18 protein-coding genes are annotated in these 20,952 nt (G+C 63.2%); 7 read left to right on the top strand and 11 right to left on the bottom strand.

The genetic code is table 11. The features are described 5' to 3' along the window. Window positions 1-36 precede the first annotated feature (36 nt). The 3 genes from bfr to RB623_RS16675 form a co-directional block, all read right to left on the bottom strand. Window positions 37-522, bottom strand: a complete 486-nt coding sequence (bfr, locus tag RB623_RS16685; protein WP_308058037.1) for a bacterioferritin — start codon at window positions 520-522, stop codon at window positions 37-39. Continuing rightward, on the bottom strand, window positions 488-799 hold the full coding sequence (locus tag RB623_RS16680; protein ID WP_308058036.1) for a (2Fe-2S)-binding protein: 312 nt from the start codon (window positions 797-799) through the stop codon (window positions 488-490). The genes bfr and RB623_RS16680 overlap by 35 nt, the downstream gene beginning before the upstream one ends. Before the next feature lie 217 nt (window positions 800-1,016). Further along, complete coding sequence (locus tag RB623_RS16675; RefSeq protein ID WP_308058035.1) at window positions 1,017-2,321, bottom strand: imelysin family protein; 1,305 nt, start codon at window positions 2,319-2,321, stop codon at window positions 1,017-1,019. 509 nt (window positions 2,322-2,830) lie between these two features. On the opposite strand from RB623_RS16675, the gene RB623_RS16670 reads away from it, so the two are divergent. From RB623_RS16670 to RB623_RS16650, 5 genes are all read left to right on the top strand, one after another. Continuing rightward, window positions 2,831-4,072 carry an FAD-dependent oxidoreductase gene (locus RB623_RS16670; protein ID WP_308058034.1) on the top strand — a complete coding sequence of 414 codons (1,242 nt, stop codon included), beginning with the start codon at window positions 2,831-2,833 and terminating at the stop codon, window positions 4,070-4,072. A 166-nt stretch (window positions 4,073-4,238) separates the two neighbouring features. Further along, window positions 4,239-5,555, top strand: coding sequence for a TCR/Tet family MFS transporter (locus tag RB623_RS16665; RefSeq protein WP_308058033.1), 1,317 nt, complete (start codon window positions 4,239-4,241; stop codon window positions 5,553-5,555). Window positions 5,556-5,794: 239 nt separating this feature from the next. Continuing rightward, window positions 5,795-6,352, top strand: a complete 558-nt coding sequence (locus tag RB623_RS16660; protein WP_308058032.1) for a thioredoxin family protein — start codon at window positions 5,795-5,797, stop codon at window positions 6,350-6,352. A 505-nt stretch (window positions 6,353-6,857) separates the two neighbouring features. Further along, window positions 6,858-8,072 carry a 5-aminolevulinate synthase gene (gene hemA, locus RB623_RS16655; RefSeq protein WP_308058031.1) on the top strand — a complete coding sequence of 405 codons (1,215 nt, stop codon included), beginning with the start codon at window positions 6,858-6,860 and terminating at the stop codon, window positions 8,070-8,072. Between the two features lie 1,019 nt (window positions 8,073-9,091). Continuing rightward, the gene (locus RB623_RS16650) at window positions 9,092-12,127 is read left to right on the top strand and encodes a calcium-binding protein (protein ID WP_308058030.1); all 3,036 of its coding nucleotides are present in this window, start codon (window positions 9,092-9,094) and stop codon (window positions 12,125-12,127) included. Window positions 12,128-12,381: 254 nt separating this feature from the next. Here RB623_RS16650 and RB623_RS16645 read toward each other — a convergent pair whose 3' ends face one another. The 6 genes from RB623_RS16645 to trpB all read right to left on the bottom strand — a co-directional run bounded on the left by RB623_RS16645 (window position 12,382) and on the right by trpB (window position 17,493). Continuing rightward, complete coding sequence (locus RB623_RS16645) at window positions 12,382-13,725, bottom strand: folylpolyglutamate synthase/dihydrofolate synthase family protein (protein ID WP_308058029.1); 1,344 nt, start codon at window positions 13,723-13,725, stop codon at window positions 12,382-12,384. A 90-nt stretch (window positions 13,726-13,815) separates the two neighbouring features. After that, window positions 13,816-14,742, bottom strand: a complete 927-nt coding sequence (accD, locus tag RB623_RS16640; RefSeq protein ID WP_308058028.1) for an acetyl-CoA carboxylase, carboxyltransferase subunit beta — start codon at window positions 14,740-14,742, stop codon at window positions 13,816-13,818. Window positions 14,743-14,770: 28 nt separating this feature from the next. Next, a complete protein-coding gene (gene trpA / locus RB623_RS16635; RefSeq protein WP_308058027.1) occupies window positions 14,771-15,610 on the bottom strand; it encodes a tryptophan synthase subunit alpha in 840 nt (279 codons plus the stop codon). Further along, complete coding sequence (locus RB623_RS16630; protein WP_308058026.1) at window positions 15,607-15,918, bottom strand: type II toxin-antitoxin system RelE/ParE family toxin; 312 nt, start codon at window positions 15,916-15,918, stop codon at window positions 15,607-15,609. The genes trpA and RB623_RS16630 overlap by 4 nt, the downstream gene beginning before the upstream one ends. Beyond that, window positions 15,915-16,205 (bottom strand): hypothetical protein, encoded by a 291-nt coding sequence (locus RB623_RS16625; protein ID WP_308058025.1) that lies wholly within the window; start codon window positions 16,203-16,205, stop codon window positions 15,915-15,917. Before RB623_RS16625 ends, RB623_RS16630 begins: the two co-directional genes overlap by 4 nt. 67 nt (window positions 16,206-16,272) lie before the next feature. Further along, the gene (gene trpB / locus RB623_RS16620; RefSeq protein WP_308058226.1) at window positions 16,273-17,493 is read right to left on the bottom strand and encodes a tryptophan synthase subunit beta; all 1,221 of its coding nucleotides are present in this window, start codon (window positions 17,491-17,493) and stop codon (window positions 16,273-16,275) included. A gap of 195 nt (window positions 17,494-17,688) precedes the next feature. Between trpB and RB623_RS16615 the strand changes: the two genes are divergently transcribed. Further along, a complete protein-coding gene (locus tag RB623_RS16615; RefSeq protein WP_308058024.1) occupies window positions 17,689-18,282 on the top strand; it encodes a dihydrofolate reductase family protein in 594 nt (197 codons plus the stop codon). An 18-nt stretch (window positions 18,283-18,300) separates the two neighbouring features. On the opposite strand, the gene RB623_RS16610 is transcribed toward RB623_RS16615, so the two are convergent. After that, window positions 18,301-18,960 (bottom strand): phosphoribosylanthranilate isomerase, encoded by a 660-nt coding sequence (locus RB623_RS16610; RefSeq protein WP_308058023.1) that lies wholly within the window; start codon window positions 18,958-18,960, stop codon window positions 18,301-18,303. Between the two features lie 298 nt (window positions 18,961-19,258). On the opposite strand from RB623_RS16610, the gene RB623_RS16605 reads away from it, so the two are divergent. Continuing rightward, on the top strand, window positions 19,259-20,152 hold the full coding sequence (locus RB623_RS16605) for a LysR family transcriptional regulator (protein WP_308058022.1): 894 nt from the start codon (window positions 19,259-19,261) through the stop codon (window positions 20,150-20,152). 2 nt (window positions 20,153-20,154) lie between these two features. Here the strand turns inward: RB623_RS16605 and RB623_RS16600 are convergent, their stop codons facing one another. Beyond that, window positions 20,155-20,913 (bottom strand): hypothetical protein, encoded by a 759-nt coding sequence (locus RB623_RS16600; RefSeq protein WP_308058021.1) that lies wholly within the window; start codon window positions 20,911-20,913, stop codon window positions 20,155-20,157. Window positions 20,914-20,952: the final 39 nt, after the last annotated feature.

Raw genomic sequence — 20,952 nt, 5'->3', positions numbered from 1 at the left:
GCGCGCAAGACCCCCTATGCGCCGCATGAAGCCATCTCAGTCGACGTCGTTCGCCGGTTCGGCGTTGAGCTGCCCGTACTTCTCCTCGCCGATCGAGGCGAGCAGGTCGAGCTGGGTCTCGAGGAAGTCGATATGGCCTTCCTCGTCTTTCAGGAGTTCCTCGAACAGTTCCATCGTCACGTAGTCGCCGAGGTCGTGGCAGATCTCGCGCGATTTCTTGTAGGAGGTGCGGGCGTCGTATTCGCCGGCGAGGTCGGATTCCAGCACTTCCTTGACATTCTGGCCGATGCGTAGCGGCGCCACGGACTGCAGGTTGGGGTGCCCTTCGAGGAAGATGATGCGGACGACGATCTTGTCTGCGTGATGCATTTCCTCGATCGATTCCGCGCGCTCCTTCTTGGCGAGCTTCTGGTATCCCCAGTCGTCGAGAAGGCGGTAGTGAAGCCAATACTGGTTGACGGCGCCGAGCTCCAGAAACAGAGCCTCGTTAAGCCGCTCGATGACCTGCTTTTCGCCCTTCATGGATCCTGCTCCCGTATTCGGCCCGCAGTCCTCGGACGCGGTCCAGGTGTGAAACGACATCCATCCCGGTCGCCTCCGACTGGAGATGGTAGGCTTCGGTTACCCGAATGATCGTTTCCACCACATTTGGGAAGCAGCCGCAACAGCGCCCTCGCTTGCGGAGGCTGTGATAGACCTTCGCAGGCACGATAAGCGACCAAGGGTCCTGCTCCAACAGGTCAAGGATTGCTTCTTCGATCTCCCTTTCGGTTATCAGGTTGCAGTGACAGATCAGCATTTTCTACTCTGGCTGGCTGGCGGCGCGGTCTTTTGTCCCGCGCCGTTTGGCTTTGTTCGCGGTCCTTAGACCGGGATGTCTGGCTGATAACTCGCTCCGGCGAGACAAATGCGGGTGTTTTCGAGAACCGGAGCGGAGCGTACGTTTAAGTACGTGAGCACCGGAAGCGCAGAAAACGCCTGCAGTTGGCCGCCGGAGTAGAGTTTGCGGCCTGACATCACTGGAACACCTTGTCGGGCGCATCGAGGCTGTCCGACCCCTCGAAGGCGATGGCGTCGAGCTTGAGGGCCGCCACCGCGCGCTCGATCGATTTGGTCTGGTCGACCAGCGCGTCGATCGCCGCCTGCACGGTGGCATTGCCGTCCGCATTGCCCTCGCCGATCTGCTGGTCATAGGCCTCGCCGCCCTCGGCGCGCGTCTTCATCGCTTCCATCTTCTCGACGGTGGCGTTCAGCTTGGCCGTGAGCTCGGCGTCCACCGCCGGATCGGCTTGCTTCACCAGCGCCGAGATCGACGGACCTTCCACCTTGCTGCCGTCCACGCGCGTGTAGCTGCCGGTGTAGACGTTGCGGATGCCGACGGCGTCGTAGAGATGCGAGATATAGGTATTGTCGGAGAAGCAGTCATGCTCCTCCTCCGGATCGTGCAGCAGCAGGCCGAGCTTCATGCGCTCGCCGGCCAACTCGCCGTAGGAGAGCGAGCCCATGCCGGTCAGGATGGTGGCGATGCCGGCCTTCGCGTCGCCGTCGGTCAACGCCTTGCGCGCCGGGCCGTCGGTCTTCCAGTTGGCGACCATCTCCTCGAGATCGGTCACCAGCAGGTCGCTGGCGGCGGCGAGATAGGCGGCGCGCCGGTCGCAATTGCCGCCGGTGCAGTTCGCCTGGTCGAAGTCGGTGTAGGGGCGGTTGCCTGCGCCCGGTCCGGTGCCGTTCAGGTCCTGGCCCCACAGCAGGAACTCGATTGCATGGTAACCGGTGGCGACGTTGGCCTCGATGTCGCCGGCCTCCTGCAGCGTGCCGGACAGGAACTCCGGCGTGATGGTCGTGGCGTCGATCTTCTCGCCGTTGATCTCGATTTCCTTGTTGGCGATGACATTGGCCCTATAGAGCGTGTTCTCGTCGGATTCGGTCCCGTAGCTCTTGTCGACGTAGTCGATCAGGCCCTCGTCCAGTGGCCAGGCGTTCACCCGGCCTTCCCAGTCGTCGACGATGGCGTTGCCGAAGCGGTAGGCTTCCGTCTGCTGGTAGGGGATGCGCGCCGCCTTCCAGGCCTCCTTGGCGGCGGCAAGCGTCTCGGCCGAAGGTTTTGCGATCAGCGCGTCCACCGCCGCGTCCAGCGCCTGCGCGGTGATCAGCGCGTCGCTATAGTTGGCCAGCGCGATGTCAGCATAGGTGGCGATCACCGCCTTCGGGTCGGTCTCGGCCTTGGCCGGCAGCACGAAGACGGCCGCGGTCAGCGCGGCGGTCGCCGCCAGCGCGGCGATGCGGACCGCATGTCGGGTCGGATGGAATGCGCGCGTCATGTCGGTCTCCTCACGTCAACAATTGCCTGATGCCTGCGGCGCCCCGGCGGACGCATCGTCGCTGCGCCGGCCATCGCGGCGCGCGGATGGGCCGTGAAAACGGCGGATTTTGGTGCCTCGCAGCACCGCAAGGCATGGAAAGAACTCACGAAAACCTCCAATCGCATGGGGTCAAGGCCCAGACATCAAAGGCACATGCTCAACCGAGCATGCTTGCCCTTTACGGCGCGAGGTCCCGAAAAGTCAATGTAAATCTTGAAAAAGCGCCTTCAAATCAATAAGTTAGAACTGTTCTAAAGTAGTCACCTTTTCGTTGCCGAACCAGAGGCTTGGCTGTTTCGATGGTCGCGGCTACGGCTCGCCGGCTTGACAGCACGCTGGCCAAAGTGCGACGCCCCGCCGCATGCTGGCGTCGGCGGGGGACATTCCAGTTCGCGGCGCGAAAGGCAAGATCCACGCCGTACTTGAGGCGAGCGCATGGCGCGCATGCGCTCTGGAGCGAAAAGACCATGACCAACGGCATCGTTATCGTCGGCGCGGGACATGCGGGCGTGCAGGCGGCGGCCAGCCTGCGCGAGGAAGGTTTTTCCGGCCCCGTCACCCTTGTCGGCGACGAGAATGAATTGCCCTACCACAAGCCGCCTTTGTCGAAAGCCTTCCTCAAGGATGCCGACGCAAAGCCGCAGATGCTGCGCGCCGAGGCCTTCTACACCGGCGCCGACATCGGCCTGCGCTTCGGCCATCGCGTCGCGGCAATCGACACCTCAGCTCGGCACCTCCAATTCGAGGACGGCGCGAAGCTGGGCTTCGACCGGCTTATCCTCGCCACCGGCTCACATCCGCGCAGGCTGCCGCTCGACGGCGCGAATCTTGCCGGCGTGTTCTCGCTGCGCACCGTCACTGATGCCCGCGCCATCCGCGACCACGCGGCGCAAGCGAGCGAGGTGGTGGTGCTGGGCGGCGGGTTCATCGGGCTGGAGATCGCCGCCACGCTCGCCGCAGGCGGCCGAAAGGTCACGGTGATCGAGGCGCAGGAGAGGCTGCTCGGCCGCGCCGTCGCACCTTCCATCTCAGCCCATGTCGCCGCCCGCCTCGCCGCCTCTGGCATCAGGCTTTTGATGCGCACCACCGTCGAGCGCCTCGAAAGCAACAACGGCCGGGTCGTCGCCGTCACCACCTCGGCCGGCGAGCGGATTGCCGCCGACATGGTGCTGGTCGGCATCGGCGCCGTCGCCAGCACCGGGCTTGCCGAGGCCGCAGGCCTGGCGGTCGGCAACGGCATCCGCGTCGATGCGCAGATGCGCAGCTCCGTTCCCGAAATCCTCGCGATCGGCGATGCGGTCAATTACCGCCACTGGCAGACCGGCGCCGACGTTCGGCTGGAATCGGTGCAGAACGCCACCGACCAGGCAAAACTCGCTGCACGCACCGTCACCGGCCACGAGGACGCCTATGCGGCGGTGCCGTGGTTCTGGTCCGACATCGGCGACATGAAGCTGCAGATGGTCGGTCTCTCCGCCGCCAGCGACCGCACGGTCATCGCCGGCGACCCGGCCGAAAATCGTTTCTCGGCGTTCCACTATGCCGGCGACCGGCTGACGGCGATCGAATCGGTCAACCGTCCCGCCGACCATATGATGGGCCGCAAAATGCTCGCCGCCGGTTTCTCGCCGACACCCGAACAGGTAGCCGCCGGCGATTTGAAGGACACCTTCGCGCGGTGGCAGAGCGCTGCTTCCCCTCCCCCTTGAGGGGAGGGTCCGGCCGAAGGCCGGGGGCGGGGTCGCCGCGGCCAAACTCCAACGCAAAGCACGTCGGCGTTGGGCCGCAACGACCCCTCCCGCCTCGCTTCGCTCGGCACCCTCCCCTCAAGGGGGAGGGAAAGCTCTCGCCTGTCAGGAGCCGCCCTCTGGCCCAATGGCATTGGCCATGGCCGCGGCCTATAACCCGCTCCCGAAATGCCGCGAGGCCGACATGAACCCGATCACCGGCAGCCGCCGCAAGGCGGCGCTCGCATTCATCTTCGTCACCGCGGTGCTCGACATCCTCACCATGGGCATCATCATCCCGGTGCTGCCGCCGCTGATCGAGGAATTCACCGGTTCCAACGCCGGCGCCGGCTGGATCAACGGCGTGTTCGTCGCGCTGTGGGCGGCCGCGCAGTTCGTCTGCTCGCCCATCGTCGGCTCGATGTCCGACCGCTACGGCCGCCGCCCGGTCATCCTCTTGTCCTGCGCCGGTCTCGCCGCCGACTATGTGCTGATGGCGCTGGCGCCGAACCTGTGGTGGCTGGCGCTCGGCCGCATCGTCGCCGGCGTCACCTCGTCGAGCTTCACCACCGTCTTCGCCTACATGGCCGACATCACCCCGCCCGAGGGACGGGCGCGCGCCTACGGGCTGATCGGCGCCGCCTTCTCCGGCGGTTTCGTGCTCGGCCCGGTGCTCGGCGGCTTTCTCGGCGAGATCTCGCCGCGCGCGCCGTTCTGGTTCGCCGCCGGTCTGGCCGGCGTCGCCTTCCTCTACGGCCTGCTGGTGCTGCCGGAATCGCTGCCGCCGGAAAAGCGCATGGCCTTTTCCTGGAAGCGCGCGAACCCCTTCGGCGCGCTGCAATTGCTGCGCTCGCACCACGAACTGTTCGGGCTGGCTTCGGTCAATTTCCTGCTGCACTTCGCCCATCACGTGTTTTCGGCGGTGTTCGTGCTTTATGCCGGCCAGCGCTACGGCTGGGGTCCGTGGGAAGTCGGGTTGGTGCTTGCGCTGGTCGGCGCGCTCGACATGGCGGTCCAGGGTCTTCTCGTCGGCCCGGCGGTAAAAGGCTTCGGCGACCGCGCCGTGATGGTGTTTGGGCTGTTCGGCGGCGCGCTGGGCGTCGCCTGCATGGGGCTGGCGCCTAACGGCTGGTGGTTCGCCGCCGCCATGGTGCCCAACGCGCTGTGGGGCCTGTCGATGCCAACGCTGCAATCGCTGATGACCCGGCTGGTCTCCGAATCCGAGCAGGGCCAGTTGCAGGGCGCCAATATGAGCGTCGCCTCGATCGCCGGCGTCGCCTCGCCGCTGTTCTTCGGCGCGGTCTATGCCGCCACGGTCCAGCCGGTCGATTTTGCGCCTTTCCCCGGCCTGGCCTTCCTCATCGCCGCGGCGACCCTGTTTTTGGGCGGCCTGCTCGGCTGGATGGTCGCCCGCCGCGCGGCGGAAGCGGAAGCGCGGGCGGAGCCGGCCTTCCCTCCCCCTTGAGGGAGTCCGAAGGACGGCCCGAAGGGCCGGGTGGGGTCGCCGCGGCCAAACTCCAATGTCTTTTTGCGTCGGGGCGCTGCCGCAACGACCCCACCCGCCTCGCTTCGCTCGGCACCCTCCCCTCAAGGGGGAGGGAAGCGTCTCACCCTTGCACTTTCGCACAGGTTTTGCCCTCGGCGGTTCAAATACCCTCCGATAGGCGCTAAAATCAGAAAAGGCTGCTGAACGGAGGACCTGCGATGGCGTCTTTCCCGCCCGTCTGTGATTTCGGCTGGCCGGCTGTCGATGCCGTGCTGCCCGCCACCGACGGCACGCGCCGCGCAGTGCTGGGCGAGGCCGGCCCGAACGGCCTGGTTGTCGCCTTCATCTGCAACCACTGCCCCTATGTGCGCGCCGTCATCGACCGCATCGTGCGCGACGCCGCCGATCTGAAGCCGCACGGCGTCGGTTTCGTCGCCGTCAGTTCCAACGACGTGGACGCCTATCCGGCCGATTCCTTCGACAACATGAAGCTGTTCGCCGCCGCGCACCGTTTCGGTTTCGCCTATCTGCATGACGAGGACCAGGCGCTGGCCCGTGCCTATGGCGCCGCCTGCACGCCGGATTTTTTTGGCTTCAACCGCGACATGCAACTGCAGTATCGCGGCCGGCTCGATGCTTCGCGAAAAGAGGTCGGCCCGGCGGATCTGCGCCGCGACCTCTTCGAGGCGATGCTCGAGGTGGCGCGCACCGCCCTGGGCCCGCGCGACCAGGTCGCCTCGGTCGGCTGCTCGATCAAATGGAAGGACGCGGCGTGATGGATGCGCTGCCTCATAGGCGTGCATCCTTCGAGGCTCGCCCGGAAAAGTTACAAACCAGGTTTTCAGCCGATGGTGAGGGCTCGCACCTCAGGATGAGGGCTGTAGGCGCTATCCGCCAATCTCGAAGGTCGAACGAAACGGATATCGAGCCTTTGATTTATCTGCCGATCTCGGCGATTGGCGGTGCAGCGCCCACCGGTCCTCATCCTGAGGTGCGAGCCCTCTTCGATGTTACGGTCACCTTGGCGGGCGAGCCTCGAAGGACGCACACGTGAACCTCGCCCTTTCCTTGATATGGCTTCAAAATTTTGCGCGTGCGAATGGAAAGGCCGATCTGATACGTTCTTGCCATGTGAGAGGATGATCGTGACGCGAGGCGCCATCCCGTTTTGCGGCATTTCGACGCCTTGCCGGAACGTATAGTTGAAATGGGCGGGCAAGGGCGCGATACGGTTTTATCCAAGGGTACCGAGGGAACGTTCCCCAGGGAGCTTTAGAGCCGATGGATTTCGAAAACTTCTTCGCCGGCAAGCTGGACGGCCTGCACCAGGAAGGCCGCTACCGGGTGTTCGCCGACCTCGAGCGCCGCGCCGGCCTCTTTCCGCGCGCCTTGCGCTATTCCGGCGAGGAGGCGCGCGAGGTTACCGTCTGGTGCTCCAACGACTATCTCGGCATGGGCCAGAACCCGTCCGTGCTCGCCGCAATGCATGAGGCGCTGGACAAATGCGGCGCCGGCGCCGGCGGCACGCGCAACATCTCCGGCACCAACCACTACCACGTCCTGCTCGAGCGCGAGCTCGCCGACCTGCACGGCAAGGAAGCAGCACTTCTGTTCACCTCCGGCTACGTCTCCAACTGGACGACGCTGTCGACGCTTGGCGCCAACATCCCCGGCTGCGTGATCTTCTCGGACGAGGGCAACCACGCCTCGATGATCGAGGGCATCCGCCATTCGAAGGCCGAGAAGCGCATCTTCAAGCATAACGACCCGGCCGATCTCGACCGCGTGCTTTCGGAATACGGCGCCGATGTGCCAAAAATCGTCGCCTTCGAGAGCGTCTATTCGATGGACGGCGACATCGCCCCGATCGCCGAGATCGTCGCCATCTCCGAAAAGCACGGCGCCATGACCTATCTCGACGAAGTGCACGCGGTCGGCATGTACGGCCCGCGCGGCGGCGGCGTCGCCGAGCGCGACGGGCTGATGGACCGCATCACCGTCATCGAGGGCACGCTGGGCAAGGCTTTCGGCGTGGTCGGCGGCTATATCACCGGTTCGGCCAAGCTGATCGACTTCGTCCGTTCCTTCGCCAGCGGATTCATCTTCACCACGGCGCTGCCGCCGCATGTGGCGGCCGGCGCGCTGGCCTCGATCCGCCACCTCAAGGTCAGCCAGATCGAGCGCGCCCGCCAGCAGGACCGGGTCCGGAAGGTGCGCGCCGGGCTCGACCGCATCGGCATTCCGTATATGGCCAACACCAGCCACATCGTGCCGGTGATGGTGCGCGACGCCGCGAAATGCAAATGGATCAGCGACATCCTGCTCGACCGCTACGGCATCTATGTGCAGCCGATCAACTACCCGACCGTGCCGCGCAAGACCGAGCGCCTGCGCATCACGCCGTCACCGCTGCACACCGACGCCGACATCGACCACCTGATCCACTCGCTGTCGGATCTGTGGTCGCAATGCGCGCTAGCGCGCCAGGTGGCGTAAAAATTCGGGGACAGGTTTAGCCGGTCCACCCCGAAACCGAAATCGGTTCGCGACGTTCGGCGCCAGCACCCGTTCGGCCCACGCGAATTTTGGACTGATGCCAGGGGTCATTTTCCTTGACCGTCGGCACCGCCCCTCACTGTCCTGCCGGTTCGATTCGGCCGCATTTTGGCTACGATGTGACAGCGTCGCGCGTCCCGCGGTCTTCTCTGGCTGCTCGCGAGAGCAGCGGGAAAGAGTCGACACCACAAAATCGGGCAAAAATGGGCATTTTCTTCCATTGGCCGGTCGCCGTTCGGATGGGGTGGTCGCGCACGCCTGAACGGCGCCGGCGCATCGGGCAGAAGTCGAATGTTTGCAGAAGGTTACGAGATTTCACACCGGCGTCTGAAAGTTGTCGCGCAGAAATATCTACGACGATCGCAAGGTAATCTGCCGGACCTTCCATGCATAACCGGACCATTGGAAAATTAATTCCTGGTAGAATCTGCGGGTTTCCTCTTGCGGAATCCCTAACAGATGACGTAGCGTAAAAGAAAACACAAAAAATTTCATACATAAAGTTCTCTAGCTCCAGGGCGCACAGGTGATCGCATAATCATGCGACGCTGTTGCTATTGGATCGGGGCCACCTGCAAGTCCGAGTCTTGGACGCGTCTGATACGCGCGCCGACGGCTTGGAGTTCGTAGTCTCGTCGGCGGTGCTTAACCGCGACAGTAGGGATGGACCTATCCGCTTGGCGCCGCGCGACTTCACGCCATCTGACCGTCCGCATCATCGCCGCGGGGGCATTGCGCTCTCCCGCGACAGGCTCGCTTCGGCGAGCCAGCACGGACCGTCATGCTGGCACCTCAAAACCAGTCATTGAACGGGAGTGACTTATGACCACCACACCTATGCTTTGGCGCATTGATCAACAGACCGACATCGAGGCCAATCCGGCCGGCAACTAGCAGAAAAACTGGCGAAACCGAACGGCGCGCATGAGCGTGCCATCAACCTCATATCGGAGATCACAATGCCCAACATTCCAGTTACCTGGCTCGACGAGTTCAACGTCACCGCAACCAGCGGCCCGAACGATCCCGACATCATCCAGCTCGCCAACGGCAACATCCTGGTATCGTGGACGAGCTCGGATCCAGCACGTCCGGGTGCCTCCGGCGGCTCGGACACCATCGGCCAAATCTTCGATCCGATGGGCGTTGCCGTCGGCGGTCCGTTCCGCATCAACCAGGGCTTCTTCGCCGATGACGAAATCGACGCCGATCTCGCCGCCCTACCCGGCGGCGGCTTCATGGCGGTGTACGAGGACGTCGAAACCACCGGTACGCCGCTGCGTGCAAACGTCTACGATGCGACCGGCGCAGTCATTTTCACCACCACTATCGAAAGCGACAGCAACGCTGCCACGCAGCCCAACTTCCGCGACCCGCATGTCGCGGTATCGAGTTCGACTTCCGCTCTGGTGGTCTACCAGTTCCAGGATGCGGGCGGCACCAGAATCGCCGGCCGCATCTACGATCCATCGACCGGTACGGTGGGCTCCCAGATCAGCCTGATCGGCTTCTCGCTCAACGAAAGCGATCCGGACGTGGCCGTGCTGTCCAACGGCAATTATGTCATCACCTGCACCGATTTCACCGGGGGCGATAACCGCATCGCCTACCGGATCGTTGACTCGGCTGGCGGTAACGTCCTTGGCGCCAGCTTCGTCGCGGCGACCAATGCCGACGGCTTCAGCGACACGGAATCGTCGGTGACCGCTTTGGCCGGCGGCGGGTTTGCCATCGCCTACACCGACGTCGACGCCAACGACACCGACGTGACTATCGCTATCTTCGACGCGGCCGGGACCCAGACCGGGACGGCCAACGTCATCCTGCCCAACAGCGCGACCAACCTTACCAACGAAGCGACCATCACGGCCCTTTCGGACGGCTCGTTCATCGTCATCGTCGATGACGATCAGGCAGACAATATGGTCGCGACCCACTTCAGCGCGACCGGTGCGTCACTGGGCAATTTCGTCTTCTCCGGACCGGGCACCTCGCCGTCAGTCACCGATCTCGGCGACGGACGCTTCGCAGTCACCTGGCAATCGCTCGACGCCACCGGCGGCGTGCGCATGGAGATTCTCGACACCCGCGACTTCGTCAACCCGCAAGCCGTCTATGATCCTGAGCCCAACTGGCAGGTCGGCACCATTTTTGATGACGTGATCGTAACCGACTTCGATTCCGACATCACCCATGGTCATCTCGGCAACGACGACATCACCGACTCGGCCAGCAGCGGCGGCAACCAGTATTTCGGCGACCAGGGCAACGACATCCTGCGCGTCGGCAACTTCATCGACACCGACCTCTGGGACGGCGGGGCCGACATCGACACGCTCGACCTGCTGGCCAACACCCAGAACGGCCTGGTCATCGATCTCGCCGCCGGGACCATCACCTTGGGTGCGAACTCCGAGGTCGCCGTCAACTTCGAGAACGCCAACGGTTCCAACCAGGACGACACCATTCGCGGCACCGGCGGAGACAACACGCTCAACGGCGGCGACGGCAATGACATTCTCGAAGGCGGGCTGGGCGCCGATGTCCTGTCGGGCGGCGCGGGCTCCGACAGGGTACTCTATGTCAACTCAGCGGCGGGTTTGACGGTAAATCTGTCGGACGCGACGCAGAACACCGGTGAAGCGGCTGGCGACACCTACAACGCCGTCGAGAATCTGACGGCTTCGGCGTTCGCCGACACGCTGACCGGCACCAACGGAACCAACAGCATTTTGGGCGGCAACGGGGACGACAAGATTTCGGGCCTCGACGGCGGCGACAACCTGTTCGGCAACGACGGCAACGACATAGTGAATGGCGGCGCCGGCGCCGACAAGATGTCCGGTGGGGCGGGCAGCGACCGTGCCACCTACGAAACGGCTGCCGCGGCGGTGATCGCGTCCCTGTCAAGCCCGGCCGGCAACAGTGGCGACGCTGCCGGCGACACCTACAACTCGATCGAGAACCTGACAGGTTCCGGTTTCGCCGACACGCTCACCGGCACCAACGGAACCAACAGCATCATCGGTGGCAACGGCGACGACAAGATCTCCGGTCTCGGCGGCACCGACAATTTGTTCGGCCAGGACGGCAACGACGTGCTGATCGGCGGCGCCGGAGCGGACAACCTTTCCGGTGGCGCGGGCAGCGACCGCGCCTCCTACGAGACGGCGGGGTCTGGCGTGACTGCCGCTCTGCTCAGCCCGGCGACGAACACCGGCGACGCGGCTGGCGACACATTTGCCTCGATCGAGAATCTGACTGGCTCGGCATTCAACGATAAGCTGACTGGCACCAACAGCGCCAACAGCATCATCGGCGGCGGCGGCAAGGACACGTTCATCGGCCTCAACGGCGATGACAACCTGTTCGGACAGGATGGCGACGACATCCTGAACGGCGGTGGCGGAGCTGACTCCCTTTCGGGCGGCAACGGCACCGATACGGCGACCTACGAGACGGCAGCGGCAGGTGTTGTGGCGAGCCTGACCACGCCGGCCAGCAACACCGGGGACGCGGCCGGCGACACCTATTCGTCGATCGAGAACCTGACCGGTTCGGCCTTTGGCGACACGCTCACCGGCAACAGCGCCGTCAATGTGATCCTCGGCGGCAATGGCGCCGACACGCTCAACGGCCGGGGTGGGAACGATACGTTGACCGGCGGCTCGGGCAACGACAACTTCCTGTTCGACACGGCCGTTGGCGCGGGCAACGTCGATGACGTCACCGACTTCAACTTCGTCAACGACACGATCCGACTGGACGCCACGGTCTTCAACGCGATTGTCGGCCTGGGCGTTCTCACCGCGGCGCAATTCGTCGCCAATGCCAGCGGTACGGCTGCCGATGCCAATGACCGCATCATCTACGAGACCGACACCGGCAATCTGTTCTACGACACCAATGGCAACGCAGCGGGTGGGTCGACGCTGTTCGCGACACTCGACGCCGGCCTCGGCATCACCAATGCGGACTTCTTCGTAATCGCTTGACGATTGCTCGCTTCGGCCAAAAAAAGCCGGGGTACAAACTGAGCGCCGGGAGTTTTTTGCTCCCGGCGTTTTTGCTTCTGCCGGCGTGAACGAAATCGCGGTTGCTTTCATCGAGATTGCGCTGAAACGACACGCCAAACGGGGTTTTGGGAGGCTCGCGTCAACGCCGTTGTGGCCTCCCCGTCGGAGTGTCGGCGCAAATGCATTAAATGTCTCGGTATTTCCGACTTCACAGGGTTTCAGGCCGGGCGTTTTCAGGTGGGCGGCGTGCCGTTTTCCGCCAGCACCGCGCCGGCCAGATAGAGCGATCCGCCGATCAGGATGCGTGGCGGCGGTTCCCGTGAATCCCAGGTTTCCTTCAACAACATCAAGGCGTTGGCCACCGAGCTAACCGGCTCCGCAGACAATCCGGCCTCGGTCGCCCGCACCGCCAGTTCGGCATTCGGCACGCCCGCGTCGCTCGAACTCACCGGCACGGTGAAGACATGCCTCGCTATTCCCTTGAAAGCACGGAAATATCCGCTCTGGTCCTTGGTGTTGATCATGCCGCAGATCAGGAACAGCGGCCGCGAGAACCGCTCCTCCTGTTCGGTCAGCGCCTCGGCGACCACCAGCCCGGCGCCCGGATTGTGGCCCCCGTCGAGCCATATTTCCGCGCCTTCCGGCGCCATGGCGACCAGCTTTCCTTGCGCCAGCCGCTGCATGCGGCCCGGCCAAGCTACTGACGTCATTGCCTTTTCCGCTGCGCGATGGCCGATCTCGAAGCCGGCCTTCTTGACCGCCGCGATTGCCGCTGCGGCATTGGCGTACTGGTGCCGGCCGGGCAGGCGCGGCAGCGGCAGATCCATCAGCCCGTCCTCGTCCTGATAAATCATGCGGCCGTTTTCCTCATAGGCCATGAAATCCTGGCCGTAGGCGGTCACCGGGCTGTCCAGCCGCTGCGCCGTACGGGTGATGACCTCCAGTGCCGTCTCCGATTCCTGCGCGCCGACCACCACTGGCCGGCCCGGCTTGATGATGCCGGCCTTCTCCGCCGCGATCAGTTCGACCCGGTCGCCGAGATAGGCCTCGTGATCGAGCGACACCGGCATGATGACGCTAACTGCTGGATCTTTAACGACATTCGTCGCGTCGAAGCGGCCGCCCAGGCCGACCTCGATGATCGCCGCGTCGGCCGGATGCTCCGAAAAAAGCAGGAAGGTCACGGCCGTGAGGATCTCGAAGACGGTGATCTTCTCGCCGCGGTTGGCCTCCGCCACCCGCGCCACGGCGTTCGCCAGCACCCGGTCCTCGACCAGTTTTCCGCCGCCGCGCGCGGCCAGGCGGTAGCGCTCGTGCCAGTTCACCAGATGCGGCGAGGTATGGACATGCACCGAAAAACCTTCCGCCTCCAGCAGCGCGCGCGAAAACGCCGCGGCCGAGCCTTTTCCGTTGGTTCCCGCGATGTGGATCACCGGAGGAAGCCTGAGATGCGGGTCGCCGAGCCGGCCGAGCAGGCGGGTGATGCGGTCGAGCGAAAGGTCGAAACCCTTCGGATGCAGCGTCATCAGGCGCTCGATCTCGCGCTCGGCGAGGCTGTTTGTGCTGTGCTTGGTCATCGAGACCGGTGCTTTCCGGAAAATTTCGGGCCGGGCCGAATGGTCGGCTGCGGGCGGCCGGGGCGCTTGTCCATCCGCGCCAGCGGCCGTTCAGGCTCCGGCGCGATGTTTCGGCCCGTTGGGCGCCGGCGGAGGGAGGACGGCGGTGGCCGCGCCATTCGCTTCGGCGGGCGCTTTCATCCATATTTTCAATAACCTGGCCACCGTCGCCTTCATCTGCAGGCGCGACACCACCATGTCGACCATGCCGTGCTCCATCAGATATTCGGCGCGTTGGAACCCTTCCGGCAGCTTCTCGCGGATGGTCTGCTCGATGACGCGCGGGCCGGCGAAGCCGATCAACGCGCCGGGCTCGGCGATGTGCACATCGCCCAGCATGGCATAGGAGGCGGTCACCCCACCGGTGGTCGGATTGGTGAGCACGACGACATAGGGCAGGCCGGCTTCCTTGAAGCGGTCGACCGCCACCGTGGTGCGCGGCAGTTGCATCAAGGATAGAATCCCCTCCTGCATGCGCGCGCCGCCAGACGCCGCGAACAGCACCAGCGGCCGGCGCTTTTCGCGCGCCGTGTCGAAGGCCTTGATGATCGCCTCGCCGGCGGCCATGCCGAGTGACCCGCCCATGAAGGCGAAATCCTGCACGGTCGCCACGATCGGCAAGCCCTCGATGTTACCCAGCGCGTTCAAGACAGCGTCTTCCAGACTGGTCTTGGTGCGGGCTTCCTTCAGCCGGTCGACATACCGTTTCTCGTCGCGGAATTTCAGCGGATCGGCCACGACCTTCGGGTTGTCGATGAGCTCGAATTTTCCGTCGTCGAAGAAGAATTTCAGCCGCTCGCGCGCCGCGATCTTCATATGGTGGCCCGAGGACGGGATCACCCATTGATTGCTTTCCAGGTCCTTGTGAAAGACCATCTCGCCGCTCTCTGGATCCTTGATCCAGAGGTTTTCCGGCATGTCGCGCCGCCCCAGCATGGAGTTGATGCGCGGGCGGACATAGTTGGTGATCCAGTTCATGGGTTTGGTTCCTTCGAACGGGGACGGCTCAGGCGACCGCTGCGAGCCGCGCGGCGCGCACGCCCTGCGCCAGCCCGCCAACCAGCGTGGCCACGGCCTCGGCCGGATCGGCCGTCTTCTCGCCCTTCGGCCCGAGCACGTTGGCCACCGCATTGACGATCGCCGTGCCGACCACGACGCCGTCGGCCGAACCGCCGATAACCTTCGCCTGCTCGGCGGTCTTGACGCCGAAACCGACGCAGACGGGCAGGTCGGTGTGGCCCTTGATGCGCCTGACCGCCTCCGCCACTTTTGCGGTGTCGGCCAGCGCCGATCCGGTGATGCCCGTCATCGACACATAATAGACGAAGCCCGAGGTGTTTTCGAGCACCTTGGGCAGGCGCCTGTCGTCCGTGGTCGGCGTCGCCAGGCGGATGAAGTTGATGCCGGCCTTGAGTGCCGGAACGCAGAGTTCAGAATCCATCTCCGGCGGCAGGTCGACGACGATCAGCCCGTCGATGCCCGATCGTTTCGCATCCGAAAGGAATTTTTCGACGCCGTAGATGTAGATCGGGTTGTAATAACCCATCAGCACGATCGGCGTCTCGTCGTCGGTCTTGCGAAAATCGGCGGCCATCGCCAGCGTCTTGACCAGCGTCTGCCCGCCCTTCAGCGCGCGCAGGCCGGCCGCCTGGATCGCCGGGCCGTCGGCCATAGGGTCGGAGAATGGCATGCCGAGCTCGATCACGTCGGCGCCGGCCTTCGGCAGCGCCTTCATGATCGACAGCGAGGTGTCATAATCCGGGTCGCCGCCCATGAAATAGGTGACGAGTGCCGGCCTGCCCTCGGCCTTGAGCTTTTCAAATCGGCGATCGATTCGGGTGGTCATATATATGCTACTGCCTCTTCCTGCAGTCCGAGCTTTGCGGGATCGGAACGCTGATCCCAGATGTGGACAATTTCGATGTGCTCTTCCGTGACGCGATAGATGATCGAGAACGGAATACGCGGGATGACGTATCGGCGCAAACCATCGTCTGTCATGGACTGTCCGATATGAGGATTGTCTACCAGATTGGCAATCGCCCGGAGATATTGAGCCGAGGCGTGTTTGGCGCCTGCCGGAAAAATGCTCCCGTAGTAGAGCCGATACCAGGCCAGGTCCGGTTTCGTCGACTCCAGATAGATGAGATTCATGTGCGCCGGGGTGGCAGGAAAACATCAGGCTCCGGTGGGGGAAGCTCGTTTTCGGTCCCCCAGCTTTCGATCCAGCGGTGCATCGCCTCGCCCGAGATGAAGACCCCCTTGTCCGCTTCTGCAATGCGCTCCCGCAAGATCTCGCGCTCATGCTCGCGAATTTCGAGATAGCGCTTGATTGCAAACTCCGCGACGTCTTCGGCGGAGGACTGCTGGAGATTCGCTTCGGCCTCCAGCTTCTTTCTGGTGTCCGTGTCGACGTGCAGCGACAGTGGCACTTCACCCATATTCGTCGTCCCGTTCATTCAGATCGAGAATAACACGCGCCCATTCCGACTCCAAACGCGCCGCTTGTCAGATCTCCATGCCCATCATCTTCGCCACCGTGTGCACGTCCTTGTCGCCACGGCCGGAGAGATTGGCGATGATGATCTGGTCCTTGCCCATCTTAGGCGCGACTTTCATCACATGAGCGATGGCGTGGGAGGATTCCAGCGCCGGGATGATGCCTTCCACCCGGGTCGTGAGCTGAAAAGCCTCCAGCGCTTCGTCGTCGAGGATCGGCACATACTCGACGCGTCCGCTGTCGCGCAGCCAGCTATGTTCCGGGCCGACGCCGGGGTAGTCGAGGCCGGCCGAGATCGAATGGCCGTCGAGAATCTGGCCGTCCTCGTTCTGCAAGAGATAGGTGCGGTTGCCGTGCAGCACGCCCGGCCTGCCGGCGTTCATCGAGGCGCAATGCTCGATGCCCTGCAGACCGCGGCCGCCGGCCTCGATGCCGACGATTTTTACGTCGCGGTCGTCGAGGAAGGGGTGGAAGATGCCGATGGCGTTGGAGCCGCCGCCCACCGCCGCCACGACCAGGTCGGGCAGCCGGCCCTCCTGCTCCAGAATCTGCTGGCGCGCCTCGATGCCGATCACCGACTGGAAATCGCGCACCATCTCCGGATAGGGATGCGGGCCGGCGGCCGTGCCGATCAGGTAATAAGTGTCGTGCACATTGGTCACCCAGTCGCGCAGCGCCTCGTTCATGGCGTCCTTCAGCGTGCCGTGGCCGGCGCTGACCGGCCGCACCTCGGCGCCGAGCAGCTTCATGCGGAAGACGTTGGGGCTCTGCCGGGCGACGTCGGTGGAGCCCATATAGACCACACAGGGATAGCCGAAGCGCGCCGCCACGGTGGCCGAAGCCACGCCATGCTGGCCGGCGCCGGTCTCGGCGATGAGCCGCGTCTTGCCCATGCGCTTGGCGAGAAGAATCTGGCCGAGGCAGTTGTTGATCTTGTGCGAGCCGGTGTGGTTCAGATCCTCGCGCTTCAGGTAGATTTTCGCGCCGCCGAGATGTTTGGTCAGGCCTTCGGCGAAATAGAGTTTTGAGGGCCGCCCAGCGTAGAAGGTGGAGAGAGCGTCAAGTTCCGCCTTGAAGGCCGGATCATGTTTGGCCTCGTTCCAGTGCCGCTGCAGGTCGAGGATCAGCGGCATCAAGGTCTCGGCGACGAACCGCCCCCCGAACATGCCGAACATGCCCTGGTCGTCGGGTCCGGTCTTGAAGGAATTCGGTTCGAGCGGCTTGTTCATCGGCTGTTCCAGCGGCAAAGGCCCATCATCGGCCAAGAGAAGGCTCATCGCTTATCTCTTTCCGACGCGGAATGTAAACCGCTGCGTCATAGGGGAGCCTGACACTCCGTCACAGCTCGACAAAATACACTGCGGTTGTCGAAATCGCCCGGGGCCATTCGTCCTATCAGCATCAACTTGGATCAGGAGGCCGATATGCGCAAGATCATCGCCGCTTTGCAGGTTTCAGTGGACGGCTTTATCGAGGGAACCAAGGGTGAGTTGGACTGGGTGACCAGTTGGGAGGATGAATTCGATTTGGGTCCGGAAATCGATGCCTGCATTCTCGGCGGCGGAATGTATCCCGGTTACGAGCAGTATTGGATGTCGATCCTGGCCAACCCCGACGGCATCCTGGAATTCACCGGAAGGCCGGCGACCAAAGGCGAACGCGAATATGCGAAGTTCGCGGAAAAGACGCCTCACTATGTCGTGTCTCGGACACTGAAGAAGACCCACTGGAGCGTGGCCGACATCGTCGCCGATTTGAGTCGGATCCAGGCCTTGAAGCGGGAACCTGGAAAAAACATGCATCTGGTCGGTGGCGCCACTCTGGTGTCGAGCATGATCAACGAGAATCTCGTCGACGAATTGCGGCTGGTGGTGAACCCGGTCATCCTGGGCGACGGCAAAGCGCTGTTCAAGGACGTTAAAGATCGGCATTCCCTGAAGCTGCAGGCGGTCAAGCAGCTGACGTCGGTAAACGTCCGACTGACCTACGCGCTGGAAGCCGCCGAGGGCTACGTCTGAGGCGAGAATTGACCGGAGTCAGGCAGCGGTCTTCTCCCGCGCATCGTGCACCGCCCGGAAGAAGGCTTCGATCAGGGCAACATCCTTGACGCCCGGCGCACGCTCGACGCCCGACGAGATGTCGATGCCGGGCGGGTTTGCGAGACGCAAGGCCTCGTCGATGTTTTGGGCGTTCAGCCCGCCGGACAGCAGGTAATCGGCCCTCGGGTCGAGTTGTTGCAGCAGCCGCCAGTCGAAGGAAACGCCGTTGCCGCCCGGCAGTTCGGAACCTTTCGGCGGTTTTGCGTCGAACAGCAAGCGGTCGGCAATGTCGAGATAGGGCGCGATCTTTTCGAGATCGGCCGCCTCGCTGACGGAAAACGCCTTCATCGCCGGCAGGCGGTAGCGCGCCTTGACCTCGACAACCCGTTCCGGTGTCTCCTTGCCGTGAAGCTGGAGCATATCCGGCTTCGTTTCGGATACGATACGATCGAGGAAGGCGTCATCGGCATCGACCACCACCGCCACGGCCTTAGCCCGGCCCAGAGCGGCAGCGCGCAGGCGGCCAGCGATTTCCGGCTCGACATAGCGCGGGCTCTTGGCGAAGAAGATGAAACCGACATGGCTCGCCCCGCCGTCAAGCGCGGCGGCGAGCGTGTCCGGCGTCTTCAGGCCACAGATCTTTATGTCGAGCGGCATTGCCGCGCATTCGCATGAATCTTTGGCGAAGTCGAGACAAGACCGCTCGCGCATGGCCGAGCGCTACCCAAACCTGGCTCGGAAAAGCAGCAATCGCCGCGCGGCGCTCCGCCGTCGCTCGATGTCGATAAAAGTCGTAGTCGATTTCGGCCGGCGGCACCGAGTCGTCAAACCGCGCTCTGTCGAATTCCGGGCGTTCCATCACAATCGCTCCTGCGGATTTCAGGAGTGACGCTATCATTTCCACGCAGCTCATAATCAGCTAAGATTGACGTATAATCGTGACTGGAATTCATGAATGGCTGCTTCCGACGAGATGTCCGCGTTCGTGCGCGTCGTCGACCTGGGTAGTTTTGCACGCGCGGCCGAAGAATTGCGGGTGACGCCGTCGGCTCTGTCGAAGCTGGTGTCGCGGCTTGAGGACCGGCTCGGCGTCCGGTTGCTGACGCGCACGACGCGCCGGCTGGCGCTGACGTCCGAAGGTGCACTCTATCTGGAACGGGCGCGCGAGGTGCTCGACCTAATCGAGCGGGCCGAAGCCGACATGTCTTCGTTTCGCGGCAAGCCAAAGGGCCTGCTGCGCATCAATTCCAGCACCGGTTTCGCCCGGCAGACCCTGCTGCATGCGATCCCCGCCTTTCTGTCGCAATTCCCAGAGGTTTCCGTCGATTTGTCGCTGACCGACCGGCTTGTCGACCCCGTTGCCGAACAGGTCGACATCGTCATTCGCGGCAGTCCCTCCGCCGGGTCGGACCTTGTCGTGCGAAAGCTGGCAGAAGGCCGCCGACTGGTCTGCGCCGCTCCGTCTTATCTGGCGAAATATGGAACGCCGCATTCGGCGGCCGACCTGCTACGCCACAACTGCCTGGCGCTGTCGGGCCAGTCTCCGCCGACCACCTGGCCTCTGGCGACCGACGACGGCGCGGTCCAGTTCCTGCCGAAAGGCACCTTTGCCTGCGACAATGTCGGCATGCTGTTCGACATGGCGGTGGTCGGCCACGGCATTGTCCGGCTGGCGGATTTTGTCGTCGGCAAGGCGGTGGCCGACGGCCTGCTGGTCGAGATTCTCGCCGACCTGAACCGCTCGGACACGATCTCGCTGTGGGCGCTCGTGCCGAAAGGCCGCTTTCGCTCGCAGCGCGTTCAGGCGTTTCTGGATTTTATGGAGGAGTGGCTGAAGTCAGACGTCTGATATCAGTTTTCCGCACAGATTCGGTTGCACCCGATGATAGTGAGTTGATTTGCGAATCGCTGGAGGTCGGGCCGGAGATCGGACGGCGTAAGTGCTACAACGGTTGTGAGCTGACCGCCCAAACCTTGGCGATCAGAAATCTGAATGCTTTCAGCTAGCTGAGGCCCAAGATTTGCAAAAGCTTGTGTTAGAATGCGACGATTATCAGCGCTCAGGGTCGTGTCAGCCAGAACTACGAGTGCGCCTAAGGCGATCTTCCTTAAACCGCCGCGTCCTTTCACTATCAAGGCGGAGACCTTACCTTGATCCATGCTGCTGGCAAGCTTTGGTATTAGGGCTTGAAACGCCGATGCTGAGGCTACGCCAGTATGTAAGGCTAGGATCGTGATCCTGACGATTTCGTCGTGATAGCGGCGGTTGTCAGGGGTTCTTTGTGCAGCCTGGATATAAATATCCAGGTCCGTTGCGATCAGGCTCAATACCTTCGACAAAACAGGCAAATCGGAAGCGTAAAACGGTGGTTTTCCGACCACTTTGTACGGATCAAGAATTTCCAAGAGTACGGCTGCATCATGAGGATTGTCGAGATCAGGAAGCAAGCCCTCGCGATGACGTTGCTCAACCAAATTTCTGAAATCGCCAAAGGACGCATCAAGGTCGCTTGGGCTGTTCCAAGGCGTCTCCGCGTAACTTTGCGTGCACAAAGCGAGAAACGCAAAACAGAAAGCAAAAATGCGTGAGTACATTCTATAGATGGCCATTCTGAGCGATTGATGGCTTATGACATGTCCGAGGAGCTT

It is taken from the genome of Mesorhizobium sp. LHD-90 (genome assembly GCF_030929505.1).
Classification (GTDB): Bacteria; Pseudomonadota; Alphaproteobacteria; order Rhizobiales; family Rhizobiaceae; genus Kumtagia.
The sequence above is the reverse complement of the archived record's forward strand: the minus strand, read 5'-3'. Positions and strand labels throughout refer to the sequence as shown.